Genomic DNA, 25,669 nt, shown 5'->3' with positions numbered 1-25,669 from the left:
GGCGGCTTGCTCAGGGCCGGGTCAAGTGGATCTCGACCCGCCGATTCAGCCGGCGTCCCTGATCGGTCGCATTGTCGGCGATGGGCGCCGACTCGCCGGCCCCCTCCGCCAGGATGCGCGAGGCGGGTACGCCGAGGGCGATCAGCGACTCCCGCACGGCCAGCGCGCGCCGCTCGGACAGGGCCAGATTGCTCGCGGCCTTGCCGGAACTGTCGGTGTGTCCGCGCAACAGGATCTTGAGATCCGGATGAAGCTCCAGGACGCTGGCCACGCGGCTCAGGCTCTCCGGACGCCCGCTCGGCAGGGCGGCGATACCCGGCCGAAAGCCCAGATCGGACTCGGACAGGGAGAGCAGGACGCCCGTCTCGGTGAACCTGGCCTCCAGGCCAGCGAGATCGTGCCGCAACCGAGCCAAGGGATCCTCCTCCGGGGAGGATCCGCCGGCGGGTGTCGGCCCGGACGCGCGCGCCGCCGAGTCCAGTTCTCGCGCGATCCGCTGACGCTCGCTTTCCAGCATGGTCACCTGATCCCGACGCAGCCTCATCAGATCCGCCTCCAGCGTCTCGACCCGTCGCTGGGTCTCGGTCAGGGTCTCGCCGAGGTCGCGGGTATCGCGCCTGAGTTGGCCGATCGACCCATCCGCGTCCTCCGCCGTCATGGCGGAGTCCGTCACCCGCGCTGGGCTCAGGGGCGCCTCGGAGCCGTCGAGGACGTTTGGACCGCGACCGTGGTCCAGGGCGTAAACGAGGACCAGGCCGGCGGCAAACATCGAAAGCAGATAGCCGGCCCCGAGCAGGGATGGCGATTTCGGCGTCGGCGTCGGCGTGGGTGCTGGGTTGGGATTGGTTTCCGACATGGGATTCACTCTATATCCTGATGAACCAAAAGAGATTCCGAACCGAGAGGGCCAGGGATTAGGCTCGGGTGCGCGGCTGGCAGCCGCAGTCCCGGCATCGGTCGCGCCCGAGCGCTCCGATCCGCCGGGGCTATCGAAAGGCGCGCGCCCTCGGACTCAGTGATCCGGCAGACAGATCCGGTGCTGAAGAACCGCCTTCGTCGTGGCCACCAAAAGCCACAGAACGATCCCCGTCAGCATGGTCAGAACGCCAACGCCCAGATAGCGATAAAAATCGCTTCCGGTGCGCTCGAACATCACCAGGCTGGCGATGCTGAAGGCCGCCAATGGGAAGGAATAGGCCCACCAGGAGAGAAAGAAGCGCAACCGCAGAAAGCGGGCGCCCTGGGTGAAAAGAAGCAGGGTCAGGAAGAGCGCGCTGAAATAGAGCACCCGCCCGAAGGTATCCAGATCACCGACCAGGCGCATGTAGGCGATGAATCCCACCGCCGGGGGCGCGATCAGAATGAAGAGGGTCGGCATGAGGCGATCCTCGATCGGGTGATGGAACATGACGCGGTAGAAGATGATGGTCATGAGCACCAGCCAGAAAAGCATGCCCACGCTGAAGAAGAACCAGGAGACATCGGTGTACCCCAGCGGCACGCCCGCTACCGGAACCAGCACGTTGCCCACCGCCGGAATGAACCAGGCCGGGTTCATGTGATGGATCTGAAAATGTTCGTGATGAATCCAGACGCTCACGACATAGAGCGTGAAGAGCAAATGCAGCAAGGCGCCCACCATCCAGAGCATTTGACTGACCTGGGGCATCAAATTCAGAAAGGCGACCGACAGGAGCAGAAAGCTGATCGAGATGGTGGGGAAGAAGTTGATCTTGATCGGATGCCGTAATTCCTTGACGACCGCCGCGCGGTAAAGCGCCAGCTTGCCGATGTAGAGCATCGCGAGGATGACGAAAATGGACGCGGTGACGCCTACCAGCCAGGAACTGATTCCAAGATCGAGCTTGAGAACGGACTGTGCCTTTTCCCAACCGATCGTAAGGCCGGACAGGCCCATGATCATGGCGAAAAACGAGATCGGAAAGAATTCAAGTCGCGCGATCGACGGCGTTGGCGTGGTCATCTGGCCTCCAATGAAACCGAACGGACGGCCCACCGGTGACGGCGCGAAATGCTCGACGCCGCCATGCCGATCGGCCTGGGCATCGAAAAAGTCTATCCGAGCCGGCAAGCCCGATGCATTGATAAATCGCGGAGCGAGACGCTTGGTTATTCGGCTCGACCCTGTCAATAACAGCCGGTTCGAGATTGTTTCCAAGCGATCCTCATGCCCGACGCGCTGCTCGTTCCGGAGCCTTCGGTCGGGTACGGACTGTCCCGGCAATCGCCTCAGGGCGCCAGCTTGCGCTTGAGGATATCGTTCACCTGGGCCGGATTGGCCTTGCCGCCGCTCTGCTTCATCGCCTGACCGACGAAGAAGCCGAACACCTTATCCTTGCCGGCGCGGTATTGCTCCACCTGATCCGGATTGGCGGCGATGATGGCGTCGATCAGGGTTTCGATGGCGCCGCTGTCGGTGATCTGCCTGAGCCCCTGGGCCTCGATCACCTGATCCGCGTCGCCCCCGCCGTTCCACATCGCCTCGAACACCTGCTTGGCGATCTTGCCGGAGATGGTGCCGTCCTGGATGCGACGGATCAGCCCGGCCAGCCTGGTCGCGCTGATCGGACATCCGGCGAGATCGCCCTCGGTCTTGTTGAGCGCGGCCATGAGTTCGCCGCCGACCCAGTTGGCGGCCAGCTTGGGTTCGCCGCTGTCACGGGCGACGGTCTCGAAATAGTCGGCCAGTTCGCGGGTCGCGGTCAGCAGGTTGGCGTCGTATTCCGACAGACCATGATCGACCTGGAAACGGGCGCGCTTGGCGTCCGGCAATTCCGGCAGATCCGCGGTCGCCTCCGCCAGGAAGGCCGCGTCGATCTCCACCGGCAGCAGATCCGGATCCGGGAAATAGCGGTAATCGTTCGCCTCCTCCTTGCCGCGCATGGAGCGTGTTTCGTCCTTGGCGGCATCGTAGAGCCGGGTCTCCTGGACCACGGTGCCGCCGCCCTCGATCAGATCGATCTGACGCTCGACCTCGAACTGGATCGCCTTCTCCAGGAAGCGGAAGGAGTTGACGTTCTTGATCTCGGCGCGGGTGCCGAGCGCCTTCTGACCGACCGGACGCACCGAAACGTTGGCGTCCATGCGGAAGGAGCCCTCCTGCATGTTGCCGTCGCTGATGCCGATATAGCGCACGAGCTGGTGGATCTTCTTGGCGTAGGCCACCGCCTCCTGGGGCGAGCGCATGTCGGGCTCGGAAACGATCTCCAGCAGCGGCGTTCCGGCGCGGTTCAGATCGATGCCGGTGAGGCCGTGGAAATCCTCGTGCAGCGATTTACCCGCGTCCTCCTCCAGATGGGCGCGCGTCACCCCGACCGTCTTGACCGTGCCGTCGTCCAGCACGATCTCGACCTGGCCCCGGCCCACGATCGGCAATTCGTACTGGCTGATCTGATAGCCCTTGGGCAGATCCGGGTAGAAATAATTCTTGCGCGCGAAGATGGAACGCGGCGCGATCTCGGCCTCGATCGCCTTACCGAAGCGCACGGCCAGCTTGACCGCCCGTTCGTTGAGTACCGGCAGCACGCCCGGCAGCCCCAGATCGATGGCGCAGGCTTGGGTGTTGGGCGCGGCGCCGAAGGCGGTCGGCGCGCCCGAGAAGATCTTGGATTGGGTCGCGAGCTGGGTATGGATCTCGAGACCGATGACGGTTTCCCATGGCATGGCTGGACCTGTTCGGTGATTCAGTGAAAGGTGTGGAGTGGGGATTCGAGTCTCGTCCAATGCCGGAGCCGGCCCGGGCCATCCATCAGGCCCTGTCGCTCGGCGATAGCGGCCTCAGGTTGAGGGCGCGACCCAGTGTGCTGGCCAGCGCGTCGCCGGCGTCGGCCACCGAGACGCCGGTGACCAGATCCGAGATCTGAGTAATGGGAAGCCCGGCATGACCGCAGGGATTGATCCGTCCGAAGGGCTCCAGATCCATGGCGACATTGAGCGCCAGCCCGTGATAGCAGCAGCCGTTGCGTACCCGCAGCCCCAGCGAGGCGATCTTGGCGCCCGCGACATAGACCCCGGGCGCGTCCGTCCGCCGGCTGGCCTTGATGCCATGGTCGCCCAGCAGATCGATCACCGACTGCTCCAACAGGTTGACCAGTCGCTTGACGCCCAGCCCCGCGCGCCTCAGATCCAGCATCAGATAGGCGATCACTTGACCCGGCCCGTGGTAGGTGACCTGGCCGCCGCGGTCGACCTGGATGACCGGGATATCGCCGGGGGCGAGCAGGTGTTCGCGCCGGCCGGCCTGGCCCAGGGTGAAGACCGGCGGGTGTTCGAGTATCCAAAGCTCGTCGAGGGTCTCGGCGTCACGGGCGTCGGTGAAATCGCGCATCGCGTTCAGCGTAACCAGATAGTCCTGGAGTCCCGGCGGGCGCCTGAGCCGGAGTGGACGGAGGTCGGACGGCAAGGCGTCGCTCACAGGAGCCAGGCTACCCGCTCGTGGGCGCTCAGCTCGCGATAGATGGCGTCGAGCTGCGGTTTGCTCCGTGCCTCGATGGTGAGGGTCACGGCGATCCATTTCCCGCCCCGGCTGGGACGAACGGAGATGGCCGTCTCGTCGATCCCTTCGGCGTGACGGCCGACGATCTCGATCACCACCGACTCCAGGCCGCTGTCGGCCAGACCCATCGCCTTGATCTGAAAACGGCAGGGGAAGGTGAGCAGGGTTTCCTGGTCGTCAGACATGGCCTTCGCGTACCCGCGCCTTGTAGTCCTGATAGAGCGCATCGATTCGCCGCCAGAGCGGCCCCGGGAGTCCCGTGCCCACCGGCCGATCATCCAGCCGGGTGACCGGCAGGATCTCGCGGGTCGAACTGCTGAGCCAGACTTCATCCGCGCCGCGCAGGGTTTCGAGTGGAATGGGGTGCTCCAGGAAGCGAATGCCATGGTCGCGCGCCAGGAGCAGGGCCAGCTCGCGCGTGATGCCGGGCAGCAACAGATGACCCTTGGGCGGGGTCGCGAGTTCATCGCCAGTGACGACGAAGACATTGGAAACGGCCCCCTCGGTCACCTGTCCGTCGCGATGCATGATGGTCTCCAGCGCGCCCGCGTCCGCCGCCTCGCGTCGCATCATGACCGAGGCGACCAGCGAGATGGATTTGATCTCTCCGCGCAGCCAGCGGATATCCGGTCGGGTGATGCAGGTCACGCCCCGCTCGGCCACCGTCGGAGCGCGCGGCTTGATGGGCCTGGCGAGGGCCATGACGGTCGGCTCGGTGCTCTCCGGGCAGAGATGATCGCGCTCCGGCGGCGCGCCTCGGGTGATCTGGAGATAGACGTATTGATCCGGCGCGGGAGGCGTCCCGATCAGCCGCTGGAGCACCGATCGCCAGGTCTCGCGCGCGAGCGGATTGGCGAGCCGCAGGGCCGCGAGGCTGGCGTCGAGCCGGTCCAGATGTGGTTCCAGCCCGAGGAAGCGGCCCCCGTAGCTCGGGATCACCTCATAGACGCCGTCGCCGAAGAGAAAACCCCGGTCCATGACCGAGATCCGCGCCTCGTCGGGGGGCATGAATGCGCCGTTGAGATACAACTCCTTCATTGAACGCGCCTCGAAATCACCGACCAGGGTCAGAACATCCGCAGGACGCTGTCCTTGGCCTTGCGCCAGAGACCGCCCTCCGGCACCTCTTCCAGGGCGACCAGGGGGACGCGGATGATTTCCTCCTCGCCCATGGTGACCACGACGTCGCCGATGCGCGCGTCCTTGGCGATCGGGGCATCGAGCTCGGAGGTCTTCTCGAGACGCGCGCTCAACTTGTCATAGTTGCCGCGGGGAATCGTGGCCACCACGTCCAGCGAGGGACCAACGGGGAGCGTTTCCTGTTCGCCGTACCAGACGCGCAGGGTCTCGATCGGCTGCCCGGCGGGATAGAGCCGGTGGCTCTCGTAGGCGCGGAATCCGTGGTTGAGCAGGGCCAGACTGGCCTCGGCGCGCGCGTTGGGACTGGCCGAGCCCATGACGACGGAAACCAGGCGCATGTCGCCGCGCTTGGCCGAACCCACCAGACAGTAGCCGGCGGCCTTGGTGTAACCCGTCTTGATGCCATCCGCCGAGGCATCGCGCTTGAGCAGCGGGTTACGGTTGGGCTGGGTGATGCCGTTGTAGGTGAACTCCAGGTTGCTGTACCAGGCATAGTAGTCCGGGAACTCCCGAATCAAGGCCGTGGCGACCCTGGCCATGTCCCGCGCCGTGGTGTAGAGCTCGGGGTCGGGCAAGCCGTTGGGGTTGGTGAAATGAGAGTTCGACATGCCAAGCCGCTGGGCATGGCTGTTCATGAGCGCCGCGAAGGACTCCTGGTTGCCCGAGACGTGCTCGGCCAGGGCCACGCTGGCATCGTTGCCGGATTGGATCATCATGCCCTTGAGCAGATCCTCGACGCTGACCTGCTTACCGACCTCGATGAACATCTTGGAGCCGCCCGTCCGCCACGCCTTTTCGCTGACCAGCACCTGATCGCTGAGCTTGATCCGACCCGAGCCGATCTCTCGGAACACCACGTAGGCGGTCATGATCTTGGTCAGGCTGGCGGGCTCCAGTCGCTCGTCGGCGTTGAGCTCGGCCAGGGTTTGGTTGCTGTTGAAATCGACCAGCAGATAGCCCTTGGCCTGCAATTCCGGAGCGGAAACGGTGGGCGGCGCCCCTAGGGCGATAGCAGGCAAGACGCAAAGCAAGAACCACGAGAGCGAAAGCCTGACAGCAGATTTCATGAAGGATCCGGGACTTGGGGATGGCGGGAGGATTGGACGCATTTTACCCTTAGATTCTCGAAAATGGCACCGAACCTCAGTTCGACACCCGCCGGGGAGCCTCCACGCCGAGCGTGGCGAGTTGTCGCGAGAGCCGTTCCGCGTCCCGTTCGGAGTCCAGCGGACCGATTCTGACCTTGTAGAGCCCGGCCCCGGCGACACCCGGTTCGACGATGCGGATGTCGTCCCGGCGATGTTCCGCCATCAGTCGGGAGCGCAGGCGTTCGGCGTTCCCAGGCTCGCCAAAGGCGCCGACCTGGAGATAGATCGGAGACTCGGCGCGATCCGCGACGATCCGCGGACTAGGGGTTCGCGCGGCCGACGGGGCGCGCGCCGAGGAGGTCTTCTCGCCACCGGTGCTCGGGGGGCGCTGGCGCGCGCTGGCCCTGGCCGAGCGCGAGGCGGGCGTCGAGGGGCTGGCGCGGGTCTCGTCTTGATCGGCCAGGAAGAGGCCCAGGCCCCAGCGGCGTTTTTTCGGCTCGACCGCGCGGACCTCGACCATCGCCGTGCCCGTCCTCGCCACCCCGAGTTTGACGGCCGCCGTATAGGACAGATCAATGATGCGCGGTCCGTGAAAGGGTCCGCGATCGTTGATCCGGACCACCACGCTGCGGCCGTTGTCGACGTTGGTGACACGCGCGTAGGTCGGTAATGGCAGGGTCTTGTGGGCGGCGCTCATGGCGTGCATGTCGTAGACCTCGCCCGAACTGGTCTTGCGACCGTGGAAGGGCTCGCCGTACCAGGAGGCCAGCCCGCGCTCGACATGGCCCCGACTGGACTTCTTGGTGCGATAACGCTGGCCGCGGACGACATAGGATTCCGCGTTGCCGGACCGCGACAGGGGCTCGACCTTGGGCACGGCATCCGGAATGCGGGCGATCTCGGGCGGGATCGCGTCGCCGTCCGCCGTACGTTTGCCCTGACTGGAACAACCCACCAGCGACAGCAGGAGGGTGGCGATCAGCAGCCAGTGGAACGTGTTTGGGTTTGGGCCGTTCCCGGCCAGGCCGCTCGCGATCGAGCGATCGATGTCTGTCGTTCGTGGCATGCCGCCTCGTCTCCAATCCAGCCGGGTCGTTGCTCAGGGTTCCACGCCTTGGCGCGCGCGAATCTCTTGGCTTAGCTGATATACCGCCATCGCATAGAGGTTGCTGTGGTTGTAACGGGTCACGACATGGAAATTCTCGAGCCCGATCCAGTATTCGTCGGTAGGGCCATCCAGCCGGATCAGGGTCAGCGGCCGATCGGGCTCCAGCGGCTCGCTCCAGACGATGCCGGCGTCGCTCAGTCGATCCGGGCTCAGGAAGGGCTTGACCGGGCGTTTCCCGGCGATCTCGAAATCCGTCGGCGGCTCGCCCTTGAGATTCGCCCGGACGACCACCGGAGCACCCGGCCGCCAGCCGTGTCGTTTGAAATAGTTGGCGACACTGCCGATCGCGTCGGCGTTGCTGTTCCAGAGATCGCGCCGCCCATCCCCATCGAAATCGACCGCATGGGCGCGGTAACTGGAGGCAATGAACTGAGGCTTGCCCATGGCCCCGGCGTAGGAGCCGAGGGTCGCGAGCGGATCGAGTCCCTCCTCGCGGGTCAGGAGCAGGTAGTGCGCCAGCTCGGAGCGAAAGAAGTCGGCGCGTTTGGGGTAGGCGAATCCCAGGGTCGTCAGGGCGTCGAGCACCCGATGCGCCCCGACATTGGCCCCATACTTGGTCTCGACCCCAAGGATGGCGACGATGATCTCCGGAGCGACCCCATGGATCGATTCGGCGCGCGACAGATCCTCGGCATTGGCGCGCCAGAAGTCGACACCGCCCTGGATGCGCTCCGGGGTCAGGAAGAGCTGGCGATAGGCCGTCCAGGATTTGTCCTCGTAAGGTCGGTCGATGGCGTCGATGATGTCTTGCCGGTAGCTGGCCCGACCCAGGATGGTCCGCAGCGACGCGGGCTCGAAGCCATGCTCGGCGGCCATCCCGGCGATGAAGGGCTCGAGGCCCGCGCGATAGTCGTCGGGCTCGGTGGCCTGGACGGAGGCACTCAGGGCGAGCGCGAGGGCAAGGACTCGGATGGCGGACATCCAGGGCTCCGAGGGTGATTCAGATCTCAGTCGTTACATGCAGTATATTTTCAAACCGATTGCCATTCCATGTTATTTCCTGGAGCGATGCGTCTCGATCGACATCAGCATCCCGAAACCGGCCAGCAGCGTCACCATCGAGGTGCCGCCGTAACTGATCAGGGGCAGGGGGACGCCGACCACCGGCAACAAGCCGATCACCATCCCGGTGTTGACGAACAGATAGACGAAAAACACCAGGGTCAGGCCACCCGCCAGCATCCGGCCATAATTCTCCTGTGCTCGCGCGGCGATCAGGAGTCCTCGCCCGATGATGAAGAGATAGAGCCCAATCAGCGCCAGAATGCCGGTGAAACCGAACTCCTCGCCGATTACCGCGAAGATGAAATCGGTGTGGCGCTCGGGCAGGAATTCGAGATGGGACTGGGTGCCGTTGAGCCAGCCCTTGCCCGAAAGACCTCCGGAACCGATCGCGATCTGCGATTGGATGATGTGGTAGCCGGTCCCCAGCGGATCCGTCTCCGGATCGAGAAAGGTCATGACCCGCGCGCGCTGGTAGTCGTGCATGCCGAACCAGACCAATGGGGCCAAGGCTGCCGCGACGACGATCAGCCCGACGATCATGCGCCAGCTCAGGCCGGCGATGAACAGCACCGTGACGCCCGCGCTGACGACCAGTAGAGAGGTACCCAGATCCGGCTGCTTGGCGATCAGCACGACCGGAATCAGGGTCAGCATGATCGCCAGCAGGATACTCAGGAGCCGCGGGGGCAGCGGGCGCATGGACAGCAGCCAGGCGACCGTCATGGGCACGGCGAGCTTCAGCAGCTCCGAGGGTTGAAAGCGCACCACGCCGAAATCGAGCCAGCGTTGCGCGCCCTTGCCGATATCGCCGACGATCAGCACCGCCACCAGCATCAGAACCCCGAACGCATAGAGCCCGAAGGACCAGCGCCGCAGACTGGCCGGAGGGATCTGGGCGATGGCGAGCATGAGCCCGAAGGCGATGCCAAGCCGTATGAGCTGACGCTCGACGACCTGGATGTCCTGGTCGCCGGCGCTGTAGAGCACCATGAGTCCGAAGCCGCAGAGCGCCAGCAGTCCCATCAGCAGCGGCACATCGACGTGCATCCGTTTCAGCAGGCCGGGAGCGGCCGTCCGGACGTCCCAATCGAGCCGCGAGGAAAAGGGGCTAATCCCCATCGTCCGCGCCTCCCTGGACGATCGGGCTGGATCCGCCGAGGTAGGCATCGATCACCTGGCGCGCGATCGGGGCGGCGGTCGAACCGCCATGGCCGCCGTTTTCCACCAGCACGGCGACGGCGATGCGCGGATCCTCCACCGGCGCGAAGGCCACGAAGAGGGCGTGATCGCGCAGACGCTCGGGCACCTGCGAGGCGACGTAGGACTCCTTCTGTCCGACGGTGAAGACCTGGGAGGTTCCGGTCTTGCCGGCGATCCGATAGCTGGAGGACTGAATCCGCCTGGCGGTGCCTTTCTCCACCACCAGGGCCATGTCCCTGATCATCACGTCCCAATCGCTCGGATTGGCCAGTTGGATCCGGCGCTCGACCGTGGGAAAGGCGGTCCCGGCCGCGGCGCCCGGCACGCGACGGGCGTAGGCGAGCCGCGGCTGGATGTAGTGGCCCTTGTTGGCCATGGCGGCGGTGGCCGCCGCCAACTGGACCGGGGTCGCGAGAACATAGCCCTGGCCGATGCCCACGATCAGCGTCTCGCCGGGATACCAGGGCTGCTTGCGCACCCGTTCCTTCCACTCGCGCGAGGGCAGCAATCCCGGCAGTTCGCCCGAGACATCGATGCCGGTGCGCGCGCCGAAGCCGAATTCGGAGAGGAAGCCATGCAGCCGATCGATCCCCATCTGGTTGGCCAGGGAGTAGAAGTAGACGTCGCAGGACTGCACGACGGCCAACTCCAGATTGACCGAGCCATGCCCGCCGCGCCGCCAGCAGCGGAACCGGTGACCTTGTCCCGGCAGGGAGAAATGGCCTGGGCAATGGGTCGTCTTACGGGTATTGGTGACGCCGAGGGCCAGCCCCCCGAGACCGACGAAGGGCTTGATGGTGGACCCTGGTGGATACTGGCCGCGCACGGCACGGTTGTAGAGCGGCTTGTCGGGCGAGTGCAGAAGCGCGCTGTAATCGGCTTGGCCGATGCCCTCGACGAAGAGGTTGGGATCGAAGCTCGGCGCGCTCACCAGCGCCAGCACGCCGCCCGTGCGCGGATCGATCGCCACCACCGAGCCGCGATGCTCGCCGAGGGCCTCGGTCGCGGCCTGTTGCAGGGCGATGTCGAGATAGAGATAAAGATCCTGTCCCGGCTCGGGAGGGGTGTTTTCGAGGGTCCGCAGGATGCGTCCGCGGGCATTGACCTCGACCTGCTGGAAACCGACCCGGCCGTGGAGCACGTCCTCGTGCGCCAGTTCGACCCCGCCCTTGCCGATGAAGTTGGTCCCGGCATAGTTGCCCTTGTCGATGCTCGCCAGTTCCTTTTCGTTGATCCGCCCCACGTAGCCGAGCACGTGGGCCGTCAGCCCGCCTTTCGGATAGGTCCGGGTGAGTTCGGCATGGACGTCGACGCCCGGAAAGCGATGCCCGTCGACCGCGAAACGGGCCACCTCGGCGGGGGTGAGGTTGAGCCGGATGGGGACCGCCTGAAAGCGCGTCCGCTGTCGCTTGAGACGCTCGAAACGGGCGCGGTCCTTGTCGTCGATCGGGACCAGCTTGGCCAGTTCATCGATCGTCTGGCCGAGATTCGCGACCTTCTCGATCGTGATCTGGAGCGCGAAGGAGGGATGATTCTCGGCCAGCAGGACGCCGCTGGCGTCGAAGATCAGGCCGCGGTTGGGCGGAACCGGCAGGATCTTGACCCGATTGTCCTTGGACAGGACCGAGTAGTGCTCGTGACGATCGGATTGCAGATGGAGCAGGCGCGCCAGGATCAGCGCGACGCCCAGGAGCACCAGCGCGGCGGCGGCGATGGCACGGGTTCGGACCAGGCGCTGCTCGTGCCGACGATCCTCAAGGCTGCTTTCAAGCATGGATCAATCCGCTCCCACGCGGCGCTCGAACGGAAGCAGGAGCCAGGCCATGAGCGGCCAGAGGGACAGGCCGACCAGCGGGGAGATCCAGTAGGTGACGGGCGGCATGGGCTGACCGGTCGCGCCGATCACCCAGAGCGTCAGCAGGCGCTCGGCCAGCAGGATCAGACTCACGAGAAAGGTTTGCTGCCAGATCGGGAAGATGCGGATGCGCGGGCGCAGAACGATGGCGAGATAGGCGGTGACCGACAGCCCCAGCGCGTGCTGGCCAAGCAAGGTTCCGGTGAGGACATCGAGCATCAGGCCGATCAGGAAGCCCAGGAAGACGCCCATCCGCTCGGGCGCGGCGAAACACCAGAAGAGCACGACGAGCACCACCCACTGTGGTCGGTAATCCATGGGCCAGGCCGGCATCGGCAGGACGGTCAGATACAGGGCCAGCGTCAGCGTCAGCAGCATGGGCCAGAGTCGCGCCCCCCCTCGCCGACGTTTGACGGGCCGCCCCCGCACGCCCCTCATGGCGGTGTGTCCCCGGCTTTCGTGGCCTCGGCGGCCAGGGCCTGTTGCCGGGAGGTTTGGCTCAGGTTCCAGACCAGGAGCACCTCGCGGCTGCGATCCAGACGCGCGGTGGGCTCGGCGATGACCGTGGTGAAGGGGTTGTCGGGATCCTGGCGCACGGTCTTGACCCGCGCCACGGGATAGCCGGCGGGAAAACGCCCGTCCATGCCCGAGGTCACCAGCAGATCCCCGACCTGGATGTCGGCGTTCTTGGGAATGTAGAGCAGTTCCAGATCCTCGCTCAGACCGGTGCCGGCGGCGATGGTGCGCAACCCGTTGCGGTTGACCTCCACCGGCAGGGCATGATCGGCGTCCGTGATCAGCAGCACGACCGAGGAGAAGGGATCGGCGCGGATGACCTGTCCCATCACGGCGTTGGCGTCCAGGACGGGTTGGCCAACGAAGACGCCCGAGTGAGTCCCCTTGTTGACCATCACCTGCTGTCGATAGGGCGCGAGTTCCACCGCCATGATTTCGGCGATCAACACCCGCTCGCCGAGATCCAGCGAGGATCCCAGCAAGTCGCGCAGACGGGCATTCTCCGCCTCCAGCGCCTCGAACTGTTGCAGCCGGGCCTTGAGCAGCAGGTTCTCGCGATGGAGACCGCTGTTGCGGTCGCGCAGATCCTCTTGGCCGACAAGGCGCTCACGCGCCGCGCGAAACCACTGCTCGGGCCGGTCGGCCGCGACTTGCAGCGGATAGGTGAGATGGGACAGCGTCGAGCGGACCAGATCGAGGTGCCGTTCGCGATGATCGGCGACGATCAGGCCGAGCGCCGTCAGGACGGCCAGGGTCACGCGGAGGGTGGGCGAGGGTCCGGTAATGAAAAGGGCTTTGATGACAGCGTTCCTCGGCGAGATCCCAGGTCGGCGGAATCTGGCGGGGCATTGGGATTCGAGCCTGGCTCGGGTCGGACGCCCGATCGGATCATTCGGTCGCGAACAAGCCGATTTCCTGCGCGTCCAGCATCTCCAGGGCCTTGCCGCCGCCGCGGGCGACACAGGTCAGGGGGTCATCGGCCACGACCACGGGCAGTCCGGTCTCTTCCTCGATAAGACGATCGAAATCGCGCAACAGCGATCCGCCGCCGGTCAGCACGATGCCTCGCTCGGCGACGTCCGAGCCCAGCTCGGGCGGGGTCTGCTCCAGGGCCATCTTGACCGCCTGCACGACCATCGCGAGCGGCTCCTGAAGCGCCTCCAGGATCTCGTTGCTGTTGAGCCTGAAGCTGCGCGGGACGCCTTCCGCGAGGCTTCGGCCCTTGATGTCGATCTCCAGGACCTCGTTGCCGGGGAAGGCCGAGCCGATGCTGTGCTTGACGCGCTCGGCCGTCGCCTCGCCGATCTGGGTTCCGTAGTTGCGACGCACGTAGTTGATGATGGCATCGTCGAAGGTATCGCCACCGACGCGCACGGACTCAGCATAGACGATACCGTTGAGCGAGATCACCGCGACCTCGGAGGTGCCGCCACCGATATCGATGACCATGCAGCCGCGCGGCTCGTGCACGGACAGACCGGCGCCGATGGCCGCCGAGATCGGCTCCTCGATCAAGAACACCTCGCGCGCGCCCGCGCTGGCCGCGGATTCCTTGATCGCGCGGCGCTCCACCTGGGTCGAGCCGCAGGGCACGCAGATGAGCACGCGCGGACTCGGCCGAAAGAGACTGCTTTCATGCACCTTGTGGATGAAGTACTGGAGCATCTTCTCGGTGATCGTGAAGTCGGCGATCACGCCATCCTTCATGGGGCGGATCGCGCTCACGTTCTGCGGCGTCCGCCCGAGCATCTGTTTCGCCTCCTCGCCCACCGCCACCACCGTCTTGGTCCCGCCCGTGCGCTCGTGACGAATCGCCACGACCGAGGGCTCGTTGAGCACGATGCCTTGGCCGCGGGCATAGATCAGGGTGTTGGCAGTCCCCAGGTCGATGGACAAATCGTTGGAGAACATTCCACGAATGCTTCTGAAGAACATCTGAAAGATACCTTCCGGGGGGTGATGAACGCCGCTCGACCTGGGCGTCTGGAGAGGAGTCCGGTCTTGATTCCGGTGACAGGGTCCATGAATGGACGGCTAATCTAGCAACGCGGGCCGGGATCGGCAAGGTGCCGGCGCTTGACGCCGCTCGCCGACCGCGTCTCCTCGCTCGGCCGGCGCCAGTACCACCGCCCCTCGCCCCTATGCTATTTTGCCGCGTTTCCATCCAACGGCGGATTCGCTATGTCACTGGACTCATCCGACATCGAAAAGATCGCCCACCTGGCGCGGCTTGGTATCGACCCCGAGCGGACCGCGCGCTATGCCGCCGATCTGTCCAACATCCTCGATCTGGTCGCCCGGATGGACGCGGTGGACACCGCCGGCGTCGATCCCATGGCGCACCCGCTCCACATGGTCCAGCGGCTGCGCCCCGACCAGCCGAGCGAGCCGGACCAGCGCGAGCCTTTCCAGTCCATCGCCCCGCTGACCGAGGGCGGACTCTACCTGGTTCCTAAGGTCATCGAATAATGCAGAACAAATCGATCGCCCAACTGGCCGCCGACCTGCGGCTGCGCACCTATTCCAGCGTCGAGCTGACCCGGCACTATCTGGATCGTATCGAACGGCTCGATCCGCGTCTCAACAGCTTCATCACGGTCGCCTCCGAGTCCGCGCTGGCCGCCGCCGAGCGCGCCGACCGGGTGCTCAAATCCGGCGACGCCGGTCCCCTGACCGGCATCCCCATCGCCCACAAGGATATCTTCTGCACCCAGGGCCTCAGAACAAGCTGCGGCTCGCGGATGCTCGACAACTTCATCGCACCCTATGACGCGACCGTGGTCGAGAAGCTCGCCGCCGCCGGCGCCGTGGTGCTCGGCAAGACCAACATGGACGAATTCGCCATGGGGTCGAGCAACGAGACGAGCTTTTACGGACCGGTCCACAACCCCTGGGACCAGACCCGCGTACCCGGCGGATCCTCGGGCGGATCGGCCGCCGCCGTCGCCGCGCGGCTCTGCCCGGTGGCCACCGGCACCGACACCGGCGGTTCCATCCGCCAGCCCGCCGCGCTCTGCGGCATCACCGGCATCAAGCCCACCTACGGACGCTGCTCGCGCTGGGGCATGATCGCCTTCGCCTCCTCGCTCGACCAGGCCGGCGTCATGGCCCGCTCCGCCGCCGACGCCGCCTTCATCCTCGACGAGATGGCCGGCTTCGATCCGCGCGACTCCACCAGCGCCGACGTTCCGGTGCCGGACTATGTCGACGCGCTCGACGACGACATCAAGGGGCTGCGGATCGGATTGCCCAAGGAGTATTTCGGGGCAGGACTGGATGGCCGCGTCGCCGCCGTCATCCAGGACGCCATCAAGGAGTACGAGCGCCTGGGCGCCGAGATCCACGAGATCAGCCTGCCCAACAGCCCGCTCTCGGTGCCCGTCTACTATGTGGTAGCTCCGGCCGAGTGCTCGTCCAACCTGGCCCGTTTCGATGGGGTCCGTTACGGCCATCGCTGCGAGAACCCCAGGGATCTGGAGGATCTCTACAAGCGCAGCCGCGCCGAGGGCTTCGGCGCCGAGGTCCAGCGGCGCATCATGATCGGCACCTATGTCCTCTCGGCCGGTTATTACGACGCCTACTATCTCAAGGCCCAGAAGATCCGGCACCTGATCGCCGAGGACTTCAAACGCGCCTTCGACAAGGTCGACGTCATCATGGGTCCGACCAGCCCGACGACCGCCTTCCCCATCGGCGACAAGATGGACGACCCGGTCGCCATGTATCTGAACGACATCTATACGATCGCCACCAATCTGGCCGGGCTGCCCGGGATGTCGATTCCGGTCGAGCCGGTCGACGGCCTGCCGGTCGGATTGCAGATCATCGGGAATTATTTCGAGGAGGCCCGACTGCTCAACGTGGCCCATCGGTTCCAGCATGCGACGCATTGGCATCAGGCGGCACCGGCGGGATTTGAGTGAGCCGGGACGCGGGGTTCAGGGCCGATCGATGTCGATCGGCAATTTTTGGGGACTCCGGATCCTCAAACGCTTGTACCTGGCCTGCTCGCCGCCCAGGATCTCGACCCTCGTGGGCGCCACGCCAAAGGCGTCAGCGATGAAGCGCCGCAGCGCCTGATTGCCCTTGCCGTCGACCGGGGGCGCCTGGAGGCGCACCCGGTAATAGTCGCCGCCGGGGTCGGGTCCGACGAAGGCGTCCCTGGGCGCGCGCGGCTGCACGCGCACGGATAGCTCCAGATCCTCGCCATTCCAGCGGTACCAGCTCATGCGGTCGATCAGAAGGGGCTGGCGACCAGCCATTTCAGGGGCGGAATCAGCAGCATGTTGAGCAGCACCAGGCCGATCATCACCAGCATGGGCGAGAGGTCGATGCCGCCGATGGGGCGGATCAGTCGTCGCGCCGGGCGCATCAGCGGATCGGTCAGCCGGGACACCAGCGACACCGCCGGGTTGTAGGGATCCGGATTGACCCAGCTCAGGACGACCTGAATCAGCACGGCGAACAGAAAGATATTGATGAACAGCTCGGCGAGACTGGGGATCGCCCAGCCGAAGGCGCCGAGGACGGAGCGATCCACGCCGATCATCAGGGCCAGGATTCCCAGTTCGATCGTCGACAGCAGCCAGGCCAGGATCAGGGCCGCCAGATCCATCCCGCCATAGCCGGGGATGAGGCGGCGCAGCGGACGCAGGACCGGCGATGTCACCTTGACCACGAACTGCGAGATGGGATTGTAGAAATCCGCGCGCGTCATCTGGAGCAGGAAGCGGATCGCCACCACGGCGATATAGAGTCCGAACAGTGTCTGAACCAGGAAGACGAGCGGGTCGAGCAGATAGGAACCGGTCATGGGGCCTCCGACAGGGTTTGGGACAGCTCGGCGGCGCGATCGCGGGCGGCCTTGGCGGCGCGTCCGACCAGGCCCCGCAGATCGGCCTCGTCGAAGACCGCCAGCGCGCGCTCGGTGGTGCCGCCGGGAGAGGTGACCTGCTCGCGCAGCCGCGCGGGCGGAGCCTCGCTTTCCATGGCCATCTTGGCCGCGCCCAGGGCGGTCTGGATGGTCAGCAGTCGGGCGGTTTCCTGGTCCAGTCCGAGGTCGATCCCGGCCTCCTCCATGGCCTCCATCAGCAGAAAGAAGTAGGCCGGGCCGCTGCCGGAGATGGCCGTGACCGCGTCGATCCCGGCCTCGTCCTCGACCCAGCGGATGAGCCCCGCGGCGCGCAGGATGGTCTCGGCGCGGTTGCGGCCCTCGGCGTCGACCTCGGGACTCGCGTGCAAACCGATGGCGCCGGTCTGCACCATGGCCGGGGTGTTGGGCATGGCGCGCACGATCGGCAGGGGCGCGCCAAGCCAGCGCTGCATGGCCCGCTCCGGAACGCCCGCCATCACGGAGAGGATCAGCGGTTGGCGGGCGAGCAGCGCGGGACCGATCTCGGCGCAGACCAGGGGCGCCATTTGCGGTTTGACGCAGATCACCAGGGTATCGGCCTCGTCGAGAACCTCCGTGTTGCCGGCCAGCGCCCGGACCCCGAAGCCGGCCTGGAGTGCCTGGCGTCGCTCCGGACTCGGATCGGCGACCTGGATGTCGTGCGCTGCGTAACCGTCGGCGATCAGGCCGGCGATCAGGCTGGTGGCCATGTTGCCGCCACCGATGAAGCTAATCCTGGCTGTGGTCATCGAAATCTCCAGGTTGAAACCTCCCCTTCAGGGGGATAATGCCGCACGGGAGAGGCGTAAGCTTTTCCGTGCCGTATCGCCCGGCTTGGCCGGGCGTGGATTGAAACAAACAAACATGTCAACCCCGGAAATGATGGATCTCAATGGTCGGCGGTGGCGATCGCCCCCGCCTGACCTCGATTATACGGACGCGCGCCGAAGACCGCCGTGCCGATGCGAACCTGGGTCGCGCCCTCCAGGATCGCCGCCTCCAGATCGTCCGACATGCCCATGGAAAGACAGTCGAGCGGTCGCTCGGGGGTGGCGAGCCGGTCGCGCAGGGCGCGCAGCGCCTGGAAGGGGAGCCGTTGGCTCGCCTCGTCGTCGGCCGGTGCCGGCAGCGTCATGAGTCCCCTCGGGCGCAGTCCCGGCAGCGCGTCGCACAGGCTCAGGAGCCCGGCGGTCTCGGACGGCGCGACGCCGCCCTTGCTCGCCTCGCCACTGAGATTAACCTGGATACAGACGGCGAGCGGCGGCGCCTCGGCTGGCCGTTGCTCGCTCAGGCGATGCGCGTGGGCCGGATCGGACAAGCCATGGACCCAGTCGAAATGGGCCGCGATCTGGCGTGTCTTGTTCGCCTGGATCCGGCCGATGAAGTGCCATTCGATATCCAGATCCGCGAGCCCGGCCATCTTGTCGAGCGCCTCCTGGAGATAGCTCTCGCCGAAGGCGCGCTGGCCGGCGGCGTAAGCGGCGCGGATGGCCGAAGCCGGCTGCTTCTTGCTCACGGCGATGAGCGCGACGCCGCCGGCCGGCCGGCCGGCGCGCTCGGTCGCCGCCTGGATGCGCGCCCGGACCTGGCTCAGATTGGACGCGATCTGGTCCTCGATCATGCTTCAAGCAACTCCTGGAGGCGCCGCAGGGCCTGGCCACGATGGCTCAGGCGGTTCTTGGTCTCGGGGTCCAGCTCCGCCGAGCTGCATCCATGGGTCGGCACGAAAAAGATGGGGTCATAGCCGAAACCGTTCGCGCCGTGCGGTTCGAACAGGATACGCCCCTCCCAGGTCCCCCGGCAGATCAAGGGGGTTGGATCCTCGGCATGGCGCAGATAGACCAGCAGGCATTGGAAGCGCGCCGTGCGTTCGGCCTCGGGGACATCCGCGAGATCGGCCAGCAGCTTGAGCAGGTTGTCCGCGTCGCTGGCGCCGGGGCCGGCATAGCGGGCCGAGTAGATCCCCGGCGCCCCGCGCAGGGCGTCGACCTCCAGCCCGGAGTCGTCGGCGATCGCCGCCAGACCGCTCAGGCGCGCGGCGTGACGAGCCTTGAGGATGGCGTTCTCGACGAAGGTCAGCCCGGTCTCCTCGACCTCCGGGACGCCGTGCTCGCCCTGGGGCACGACCTGGATCCGCGCCCCGGCGAGAAGCTGGCCGATCTCGCGGACCTTGCCCGGATTGTTGCTGGCCAGGACGAGGCGTTCTCCGCCGTGCGATTGGCTCATGCGCCTCCCTCCCTCAATGTCCGCCGAGCGCCGCGCGCTGGGCGGACTGGATGTCGCGGATGCCGGCGGCGCCAAGCTCCAGCAGGGCGTCGAGTTCGGCCCGGCTGAAGGGGACACCCTCGGCGGTCCCCTGAACCTCGATGAAACGTCCCTCGCCATCCATCACCAGGTTCATGTCGGTCTCGGCGGTACAGTCCTCGGCGTAGTCCAGATCCAGCACCGGGATGCCTTGATAGACCCCGACCGAGACGGCGGCGATCTGGTTGGTCAGCGGATCCGCGCTCAGCTCGCCGGAGGCCAGCAGGCCATCGATGGCCTCGCGCAGGGCGACCCAGGCCCCGGTGATGGAGGCGGTCCGGGTGCCGCCGTCGGCCTGGAGCACATCGCAGTCCAGGGTGATGGCGCGTTCGCCCAGAAGCCTCAGGTCGGCGGCGGCGCGCAGCGAGCGGCCGATCAGACGCTGGATCTCCAGCGTGCGTCCGCCCTGCTTGCCCCTGGCGGCCTCGCGCTGGGTCCGCTCATTGGTGGCGCGCGGGAGCATGCCGTACTCGGCGGTGATCCAGCCCTTGCCCTGACCCTTGAGGAAGGGCGGCACGCGCGACTCGACGCTGGCGGTGCAGAGCACGCGGGTGTCGCCGAACTCCACCAGCACCGAGCCCTCGGCATGACGGGTGAAGCCTCGGGTGAAGCGAATCGGGCGCAGCTCGTCGGCGCGTCGTTGCGATGGTCTCATGGGTGACTCCGAAATGGATGATGGGTCGTGTCGGATGATCGGTCGTGTCAGAGCAGGCGGCTTTCGCCCATCGGCTCCGAGCTGGTTTCGCGCAGACGCGCGGTCTGCGGATCGCTGAGGTGCGGGGTCAGCCTGGCGAGCAGTTCGGCGGCATCCTGGGGGCGCTTGGCGACGTCCATGGAGAGCGACCAGTCGACCGCCTCCAGGAGGAAATCCGGATAGCGGTCCTTCAGCGCCTCCACCGCCGGGACCACCTTGTCCTCCTTCTGGCGCTCGGGCGCGGGCTGGGGCGTGCGCCCTTCCATGCAGGTGCGGATGCTGGCGCCGACCGCGTAGACATCGGTCCAGGGTCCGACCTGTCCGGCGCGAAAATACTGTTCCACGGGCGAGTAGCCGGCGGTGATGACCTGTCCGCCGCGCGTGCGTCCCCGACTGAGCGGATGGACCGCGCCGAGATCGAGCAGCAGCGGCTGGTTCCCGTGACGCAGATGGATGTTTCCGGGCTTGACGTCAAGATGCAGCATGGAGCGGCGGTGCAGCAGGGCCAGGGCGTCCAGGATGGGGACGAAGACATCCAGCAGGAAGGTGGTGCTGAGTCCCCCCTTGCGCTCGTGCAGGTAGGCGCCCAGGTTGCGCCCGCGCTCGTTGGGCATCACCAGGTAGCCGGTGTCGTTGGCGAGGACGAAGGCCAGGACGCGCACGATGTTGGGATGCTCCAGCGAGGCCAGCGCCTTGACTTCCTGAAAGAAGAGTTTCCGCCCGTGATGGAGGTTTTCGGTATAGTCCGGACTGATCGGAACGATCCGCAGATCCTGCTCGCGCCGCGCGATCTTTTTTGGCATGTATTCCTTGATGACCACCTCCTCGCCGCTATCATCGTCGGAGGCCAGATAGATGAGACTGAAGCCACCCTTGGCGATGGCCTTGCTGATCCGGTAGGGCCCCACGCGGGTGCCCGTTGGAAGTGTCTCTCGTGCGGCTGCCATGATTGGGGGTGAGGATTTCCGCGCGGACGTTGGCTGAATTCAGCCGGTATAATAGAACGATAGTCAGCGGAATATCCGCCGCTTTCGTCGTTTTCCTCGCCTCGACCGACCCATAGAGACGCCCCAACACATGATCAAGAGTATGACGGCCTTCGCCCGCGAGTCCCGCCATGGCGACTTCGGTGAACTGACGTGGGAACTGCGGACCGTCAACCATCGTTACCTGGAGCCGCATATCCGCCTCCCCGAGGAGTTACGGGCGCTCGAGGGCGCGGTCAGGACGCGCCTCTCGGCCAGCCTCCAGCGCGGCAAGGTGGACTGCTCGCTGCGTTATGCCCCGGCGGTCGGCGTTCTGAGCGCGCTCAAGCTCAACCGACCCTTCATCGAGCAGCTGCTCGCGGCGGGTCGGGAACTCGGCGACCTCATCGGCCGTCCCCACGAGCCGTCCTCGTCGGATCTGTTGCGCTGGCCGGGCGTCATCCAGGAGCGGGAGCCCGATCTGGACCGACTCACGGCCGAGGCGCTGGATCTGCTCGATCGCGCGATCGCTTCGCTGCTCGAAACCCGCCAGCGCGAGGGCGCGCGGCTCGACATCCTGCTGCGCGAGCGTTGCACCCGGCTCGGGGAGAGCGTCGCGCGGGTGCGTCTGCGCCTGCCCGAGGTGCTTGCCGCCGTGCGTCAGCGCCTCGGCGAGCGCCTCGCCGAGTTGCGCGCCGAGCTGGATCCGGCGCGGCTGGAGCAGGAGATCGCCCTGGTCGCCGCCAGGATGGACGTCGACGAGGAATTGGATCGTCTGGTGGCCCATGTCGAGGAGGTGCTGGACGTGCTGGGTCGCGACGAGCCGGTGGGACGCCGGCTGGATTTCCTGATGCAGGAGCTCAATCGCGAGGCCAACACGCTCGGATCCAAATCCTCCGACGTGGCGCTCACCCGCGAGGCGGTGGAGATGAAGGTTCTGATCGAGCAAATGCGCGAGCAGGTCCAGAATCTGGAATAACGGCGGTCGCGACGCTCGGAGTCAGCCATGGGAGACGGTATCCTCTTCATCGTGTCGGCGCCCTCGGGGGCCGGCAAGACCAGCCTGGTCAAGGCGCTGCTGGCGCGCGATCCGGGGCTGTCGCTGTCGGTCTCCTGCACCACGCGCCGGGCGCGCGATGGCGAACGCGACGGCGTCCACTATCATTTCCTGGACCGGGACCGATTTCGTGCCGAGATCGACCAGGGCGCCTTTCTCGAGCATGCCGAGGTCTTCGGCAATCTTTACGGAACCCGCGCGGCCGATGTCGGCCGTCACCTCGAATCCGGTCGGGATCTGATCCTGGAGATCGACTGGCAGGGCGCGCGTCAGGTGCGGAAACGCTTTCCGGCGGCGGTCGGCGTCTTCGTGCTGCCGCCGAGCATCGCGGAGCTGGAAAACCGGCTGCGTGGCCGGGGGACCGACAGCGAGGCCGTGATCGCGGGGCGCATGACCCAGGCCCGCGATGAGATGGCGCATTTCGCCGAATATGATTACCTGGTCGTCAACGATCGCTTCGAGACGGCGCTCGACGCCCTCGCGGCGATCACGCTCGCCGAGCGGCAGCGACTGAGCCGTCAGCGCCCACGCCTGGCGGTACTGCTCGACCAACTGAACACACTCGATTAGGAGAACTGGCATGGCAAGAATTACCGTTGAGGACTGCCTCAATCATGTGGACAACCGCTTCGATCTGGTTCTGCTCGCCACCAAGCGCGCGCGCCAACTGGCCAATGGCGTCGAGCCGACGCTGCCGTGGGAAAACGACAAGCCGACCGTGATGTCGCTGCGCGAGATCGCCGCCGGACACATCAGTCACGGCATGGTCCAGCAGGCCCAGCGGGAAATGGACGAGACGGCGGCGGCCCTGGAGCAGGCGCTGGCCGAGGAATTCGCGGTGGAAACCGTCGAAGCCGACCCGCCTCGGGATGTCCAGGACTGAGGGGGAACAGGGTCCGCCGGGGGGCGCCGTCATGCACAGCGAGGAGATCGCCCACCCCGCCCCGCCAATCCGCCCACCGACCCTGGCGGGGACGCTCCCAATGCCGGCGCCACCACTCCCTCTGTCGGACATCGGAGTCCAGGCGCGACCCGAGCGGGGCGAACCCGCGCCGAGCGCGCGTACGGGCGAGGCGCGCTACCTCATCAGCGATTTCTGCGTCTACCTGGAGACCTACCTGCCCCCCGAGCAGGTCAGCGAATGCTATCGCGCCTATCTCTTCGGGGCCGAGGCGCACGAGGGCCAGAAGCGAAAATCCGGCGAGCCCTACATCTACCATCCGCTGGCGGTGGCGCGCATCCTGGCCGAGATGCGCATGGACCATCAGTGTCTGATCGCCGCGCTCCTGCACGACGTCATCGAGGATACCCAGATCGCCAAGGAGCAGGTCGCCGAGACCTTCAGCGAGGAGGTCGCCGAACTGGTCGACGGGGTCAGCAAGCTCACCCAGTTGGACTTCAAGTCGCGCGCCGAGGCGCAGGCGGCCAGTCTGCAAAAGATGCTGCTGGCGATGACGCGCGATATCCGCGTCATCCTCATCAAGCTCGCGGATCGGCTGCACAACATGCGCACGCTCGACTCCATGGCGCCCGAGGCGTGCCGGCGCATCTCGCGCGAGACGCTCGACATCTTTGCGCCGATCGCCAATCGGCTGGGCATCAACTGGATTCGGGTCGAGCTGGAAGAGCTGGGTTTCGCGCACTACTGGCCCTGGCGGCGCCGGGTCATCCAGTTGGCGGTGCAGAAGACCAGCGGGGCGCGCGTCGAGATGGTCGGGACCGTCGAGACGGCCCTCAAGCGCGTGCTCCAGCAGGAGGACATCCAGGGCCTGGTCGAGGGCCGTCGCAAGCATTTCTTCGGCATCTACCGCAAGATGCGCGACAAGTCGCGTGGCTTTTCCGAACTGGTCGACGTCTTCGCCTTTCGGGTGACGGTGGATCGGGTGGACACCTGCTATCGGGTGCTGGGCCTGGTCCACAATCTCTACAAGCCGGTTCCAGGCCGCTTCAAGGACTATATCGCCATCCCCAAGGCCAACGGCTATCAGGCCCTGCATACCGCCCTGGTCGGGCCGCAGGGGATCCAGATCGAGATCCAGATCCGCACCGAGGACATGCAGCGGGTGGCCGAATCCGGCATCGCCGCGCACTGGATGTACAAGAACGGGCTCCAGTCGGGCTCCAGTCCGACCGCACTCGCCGCCGACTGGCTGCAAAACCTCCTGGAGATGCAGCGCCAGGCCGGCAACTCGGTCGAGTTCCTGGAGCACGTCAAGGTCGACCTCTTCCCCGGCGAGGTCTATGTCTTCACCCCCAAGGGTCGGATCATTTGCCTCAAGCGCGGCGCCACCGTGGTGGACTTCGCCTACGCGATCCACTCCGACGTCGGCAATGGCTGCGTCGCCGCTCGGATCGACCGTCGCATGGCGCCCCTGAGCGCGGGTCTGCGCAGCGGCCAGACGGTCGAGATCATCACCGCCCCCGGCGCGCGGCCGAATCCGGGCTGGCTCAATTTCGTCGTCACGGCCAAGGCGCGCGTGAACATCCGGGGGCATCTCAAGAACATCAAGCAGCTTGAGGCGCGGACCTTTGGACGGCGTCTCCTCAATGCCGAGTTGAGCGCCTTCGGCGTCGATGTGGATACGCTCGACCCCATCCGTCTGGCGGCTTATCTGGAGGACGCCAGCCTGCGTGACAGCGAGGAGCTGTTCGGGGATATCGGTCTGGGGAATCGTCTGGCGACCCTGGTGGCCCGCCGGCTGGTCGGCATCGAGGGCGATGACATCGTCGCCGAGGGCCGTGGCGATCCGGACGGCCACCCCCATCGTCTGGCGATTCGGGGCACCGAGGGCATGGTGGTCAATTTCGCCCGCTGCTGCCGTCCGATTCCGGGCGACGCCATCACGGCGGTCTTCAGTCCGGGGCGCGGCATCGTGGTCCACCGCGCGGAATGCCGCAATCTGGGCAGCCTGGAAAGCCGGCGCGACAAACGGCTCGACGTCGAATGGGGCAACGAGCCCGAGGGCGAGTTCGCCACCGAGATTCGGGTCGAGGTCAACAACCGCCGCGGCGTGCTGGCCGTGGTCGCGGGGGCGATCGCCGAGCAGGGATGCAACATCGACAACGTCCAGACGCTGGAGAAGGACGGCATGATGACCGACCTGGAGTTTCGACTTCAGGTCAGGAGCCGCGCCCACCTCGCCCGCATTATGCGGCGGCTGCGTCTGATCCCACTGGTCACCCGCATCACCCGCGTCACCCGCTCCTGAGGTTGGAACCCGCGCCAGGCGTCGCCATCTCGGACCCGAAGCCCAGGCGCGCCGGTCGCGG

The 25,669-nt window shown here is 66.1% G+C and carries 27 protein-coding genes; 6 read left to right on the top strand and 21 right to left on the bottom strand.

The window, feature by feature from the left end; genetic code table 11:
- Positions 1 to 10 precede the first annotated feature (10 nt).
- The 14 genes from CKO27_RS24350 to CKO27_RS00890 form a co-directional block, all read right to left on the bottom strand.
- On the bottom strand, positions 11 to 856 hold the full coding sequence (locus CKO27_RS24350) for an OmpA family protein (protein WP_242470657.1): 846 nt from the start codon (positions 854 to 856) through the stop codon (positions 11 to 13).
- Between the two features lie 156 nt (positions 857 to 1,012).
- Positions 1,013 to 1,984: an SLAC1 anion channel family protein gene (locus CKO27_RS00950; RefSeq protein ID WP_200372862.1), complete on the bottom strand. Its 972-nt coding sequence runs from the start codon at positions 1,982 to 1,984 to the stop codon at positions 1,013 to 1,015.
- Positions 1,985 to 2,250: 266 nt separating this feature from the next.
- Positions 2,251 to 3,684: an Asp-tRNA(Asn)/Glu-tRNA(Gln) amidotransferase subunit GatB gene (gene gatB, locus CKO27_RS00945; RefSeq protein WP_200372860.1), complete on the bottom strand. Its 1,434-nt coding sequence runs from the start codon at positions 3,682 to 3,684 to the stop codon at positions 2,251 to 2,253.
- Between the two features lie 85 nt (positions 3,685 to 3,769).
- On the bottom strand, positions 3,770 to 4,423 hold the full coding sequence (gene lipB / locus CKO27_RS00940; protein WP_276570109.1) for a lipoyl(octanoyl) transferase LipB: 654 nt from the start codon (positions 4,421 to 4,423) through the stop codon (positions 3,770 to 3,772).
- An 8-nt stretch (positions 4,424 to 4,431) separates the two neighbouring features.
- On the bottom strand, positions 4,432 to 4,701 hold the full coding sequence (locus tag CKO27_RS00935) for a YbeD family protein (RefSeq protein ID WP_200372856.1): 270 nt from the start codon (positions 4,699 to 4,701) through the stop codon (positions 4,432 to 4,434).
- Positions 4,694 to 5,554, bottom strand: coding sequence for a D-amino acid aminotransferase (locus CKO27_RS00930; protein ID WP_200372854.1), 861 nt, complete (start codon positions 5,552 to 5,554; stop codon positions 4,694 to 4,696). Before CKO27_RS00930 ends, CKO27_RS00935 begins: the two co-directional genes overlap by 8 nt.
- A gap of 29 nt (positions 5,555 to 5,583) precedes the next feature.
- Complete coding sequence (locus CKO27_RS00925) at positions 5,584 to 6,723, bottom strand: D-alanyl-D-alanine carboxypeptidase family protein (protein ID WP_200372852.1); 1,140 nt, start codon at positions 6,721 to 6,723, stop codon at positions 5,584 to 5,586.
- Positions 6,724 to 6,799: 76 nt separating this feature from the next.
- Positions 6,800 to 7,810 carry a septal ring lytic transglycosylase RlpA family protein gene (locus CKO27_RS00920; protein ID WP_200372850.1) on the bottom strand — a complete coding sequence of 337 codons (1,011 nt, stop codon included), beginning with the start codon at positions 7,808 to 7,810 and terminating at the stop codon, positions 6,800 to 6,802.
- Positions 7,811 to 7,843: 33 nt separating this feature from the next.
- On the bottom strand, positions 7,844 to 8,833 hold the full coding sequence (gene mltB, locus CKO27_RS00915) for a lytic murein transglycosylase B (RefSeq protein ID WP_200372848.1): 990 nt from the start codon (positions 8,831 to 8,833) through the stop codon (positions 7,844 to 7,846).
- A 72-nt stretch (positions 8,834 to 8,905) separates the two neighbouring features.
- Entirely contained in the window at positions 8,906 to 10,036 is a 1,131-nt protein-coding gene (rodA, locus tag CKO27_RS00910) for a rod shape-determining protein RodA (RefSeq protein WP_200372846.1), read from the bottom strand.
- A complete protein-coding gene (mrdA, locus tag CKO27_RS00905; protein ID WP_200372844.1) occupies positions 10,026 to 11,891 on the bottom strand; it encodes a penicillin-binding protein 2 in 1,866 nt (621 codons plus the stop codon). The genes rodA and mrdA overlap by 11 nt, the downstream gene beginning before the upstream one ends.
- A 3-nt stretch (positions 11,892 to 11,894) precedes the next feature.
- A complete protein-coding gene (mreD, locus tag CKO27_RS00900; protein ID WP_242470656.1) occupies positions 11,895 to 12,350 on the bottom strand; it encodes a rod shape-determining protein MreD in 456 nt (151 codons plus the stop codon).
- A gap of 56 nt (positions 12,351 to 12,406) precedes the next feature.
- The gene (gene mreC / locus CKO27_RS00895; protein WP_338115820.1) at positions 12,407 to 13,273 is read right to left on the bottom strand and encodes a rod shape-determining protein MreC; all 867 of its coding nucleotides are present in this window, start codon (positions 13,271 to 13,273) and stop codon (positions 12,407 to 12,409) included.
- 103 nt (positions 13,274 to 13,376) lie between these two features.
- Complete coding sequence (locus CKO27_RS00890) at positions 13,377 to 14,423, bottom strand: rod shape-determining protein (protein ID WP_200372840.1); 1,047 nt, start codon at positions 14,421 to 14,423, stop codon at positions 13,377 to 13,379.
- A gap of 246 nt (positions 14,424 to 14,669) precedes the next feature.
- Here CKO27_RS00890 and gatC point away from each other — a divergent pair, with 246 nt between their 5' ends.
- Both gatC and gatA read left to right on the top strand, forming a co-directional pair.
- Positions 14,670 to 14,957, top strand: a complete 288-nt coding sequence (gatC, locus tag CKO27_RS00885; RefSeq protein WP_200372838.1) for an Asp-tRNA(Asn)/Glu-tRNA(Gln) amidotransferase subunit GatC — start codon at positions 14,670 to 14,672, stop codon at positions 14,955 to 14,957.
- The gene (gatA, locus tag CKO27_RS00880; RefSeq protein ID WP_200372836.1) at positions 14,957 to 16,411 is read left to right on the top strand and encodes an Asp-tRNA(Asn)/Glu-tRNA(Gln) amidotransferase subunit GatA; all 1,455 of its coding nucleotides are present in this window, start codon (positions 14,957 to 14,959) and stop codon (positions 16,409 to 16,411) included. The genes gatC and gatA overlap by 1 nt, the downstream gene beginning before the upstream one ends.
- 15 nt (positions 16,412 to 16,426) lie before the next feature.
- Here gatA and CKO27_RS00875 read toward each other — a convergent pair whose 3' ends face one another.
- The 7 genes from CKO27_RS00875 to CKO27_RS00845 all read right to left on the bottom strand — a co-directional run bounded on the left by CKO27_RS00875 (position 16,427) and on the right by CKO27_RS00845 (position 21,324).
- On the bottom strand, positions 16,427 to 16,717 hold the full coding sequence (locus CKO27_RS00875) for a DUF167 domain-containing protein (protein WP_200372834.1): 291 nt from the start codon (positions 16,715 to 16,717) through the stop codon (positions 16,427 to 16,429).
- An 8-nt stretch (positions 16,718 to 16,725) separates the two neighbouring features.
- Positions 16,726 to 17,301 carry a YggT family protein gene (locus CKO27_RS00870; RefSeq protein WP_200372832.1) on the bottom strand — a complete coding sequence of 192 codons (576 nt, stop codon included), beginning with the start codon at positions 17,299 to 17,301 and terminating at the stop codon, positions 16,726 to 16,728.
- Positions 17,298 to 18,128, bottom strand: coding sequence for a pyrroline-5-carboxylate reductase (gene proC, locus CKO27_RS00865; RefSeq protein WP_200372831.1), 831 nt, complete (start codon positions 18,126 to 18,128; stop codon positions 17,298 to 17,300). The genes CKO27_RS00870 and proC overlap by 4 nt, the downstream gene beginning before the upstream one ends.
- A 140-nt stretch (positions 18,129 to 18,268) precedes the next feature.
- A complete protein-coding gene (locus CKO27_RS00860) occupies positions 18,269 to 19,000 on the bottom strand; it encodes a YggS family pyridoxal phosphate-dependent enzyme (RefSeq protein ID WP_200372829.1) in 732 nt (243 codons plus the stop codon).
- A complete protein-coding gene (gene rdgB / locus CKO27_RS00855; protein WP_200372826.1) occupies positions 18,997 to 19,605 on the bottom strand; it encodes an RdgB/HAM1 family non-canonical purine NTP pyrophosphatase in 609 nt (202 codons plus the stop codon). Before rdgB ends, CKO27_RS00860 begins: the two co-directional genes overlap by 4 nt.
- Positions 19,606 to 19,618: 13 nt before the next feature.
- Positions 19,619 to 20,338 (bottom strand): ribonuclease PH, encoded by a 720-nt coding sequence (rph, locus tag CKO27_RS00850; protein WP_200372824.1) that lies wholly within the window; start codon positions 20,336 to 20,338, stop codon positions 19,619 to 19,621.
- A 47-nt stretch (positions 20,339 to 20,385) separates the two neighbouring features.
- Entirely contained in the window at positions 20,386 to 21,324 is a 939-nt protein-coding gene (locus CKO27_RS00845) for a serine/threonine protein kinase (RefSeq protein ID WP_200372822.1), read from the bottom strand.
- A gap of 130 nt (positions 21,325 to 21,454) precedes the next feature.
- Here CKO27_RS00845 and CKO27_RS00840 point away from each other — a divergent pair, with 130 nt between their 5' ends.
- From CKO27_RS00840 to CKO27_RS00825, 4 genes are all read left to right on the top strand, one after another.
- The gene (locus CKO27_RS00840) at positions 21,455 to 22,321 is read left to right on the top strand and encodes a YicC/YloC family endoribonuclease (protein WP_200372820.1); all 867 of its coding nucleotides are present in this window, start codon (positions 21,455 to 21,457) and stop codon (positions 22,319 to 22,321) included.
- Between the two features lie 27 nt (positions 22,322 to 22,348).
- Entirely contained in the window at positions 22,349 to 22,969 is a 621-nt protein-coding gene (gmk, locus tag CKO27_RS00835) for a guanylate kinase (protein ID WP_200372817.1), read from the top strand.
- Positions 22,970 to 22,979: 10 nt separating this feature from the next.
- The gene (rpoZ, locus tag CKO27_RS00830) at positions 22,980 to 23,282 is read left to right on the top strand and encodes a DNA-directed RNA polymerase subunit omega (protein ID WP_200372815.1); all 303 of its coding nucleotides are present in this window, start codon (positions 22,980 to 22,982) and stop codon (positions 23,280 to 23,282) included.
- A 100-nt stretch (positions 23,283 to 23,382) separates the two neighbouring features.
- Complete coding sequence (locus tag CKO27_RS00825; RefSeq protein ID WP_200372955.1) at positions 23,383 to 25,608, top strand: RelA/SpoT family protein; 2,226 nt, start codon at positions 23,383 to 23,385, stop codon at positions 25,606 to 25,608.
- The last annotated feature ends 61 nt before the right edge of the window (positions 25,609 to 25,669 follow it).

It is taken from the genome of Thiocystis violacea (assembly GCF_016583575.1).
Taxonomy (GTDB): domain Bacteria; phylum Pseudomonadota; class Gammaproteobacteria; order Chromatiales; family Chromatiaceae; genus Thiocystis; species Thiocystis violacea.
This window is presented reverse-complemented; position numbering and strand designations above follow the sequence as displayed.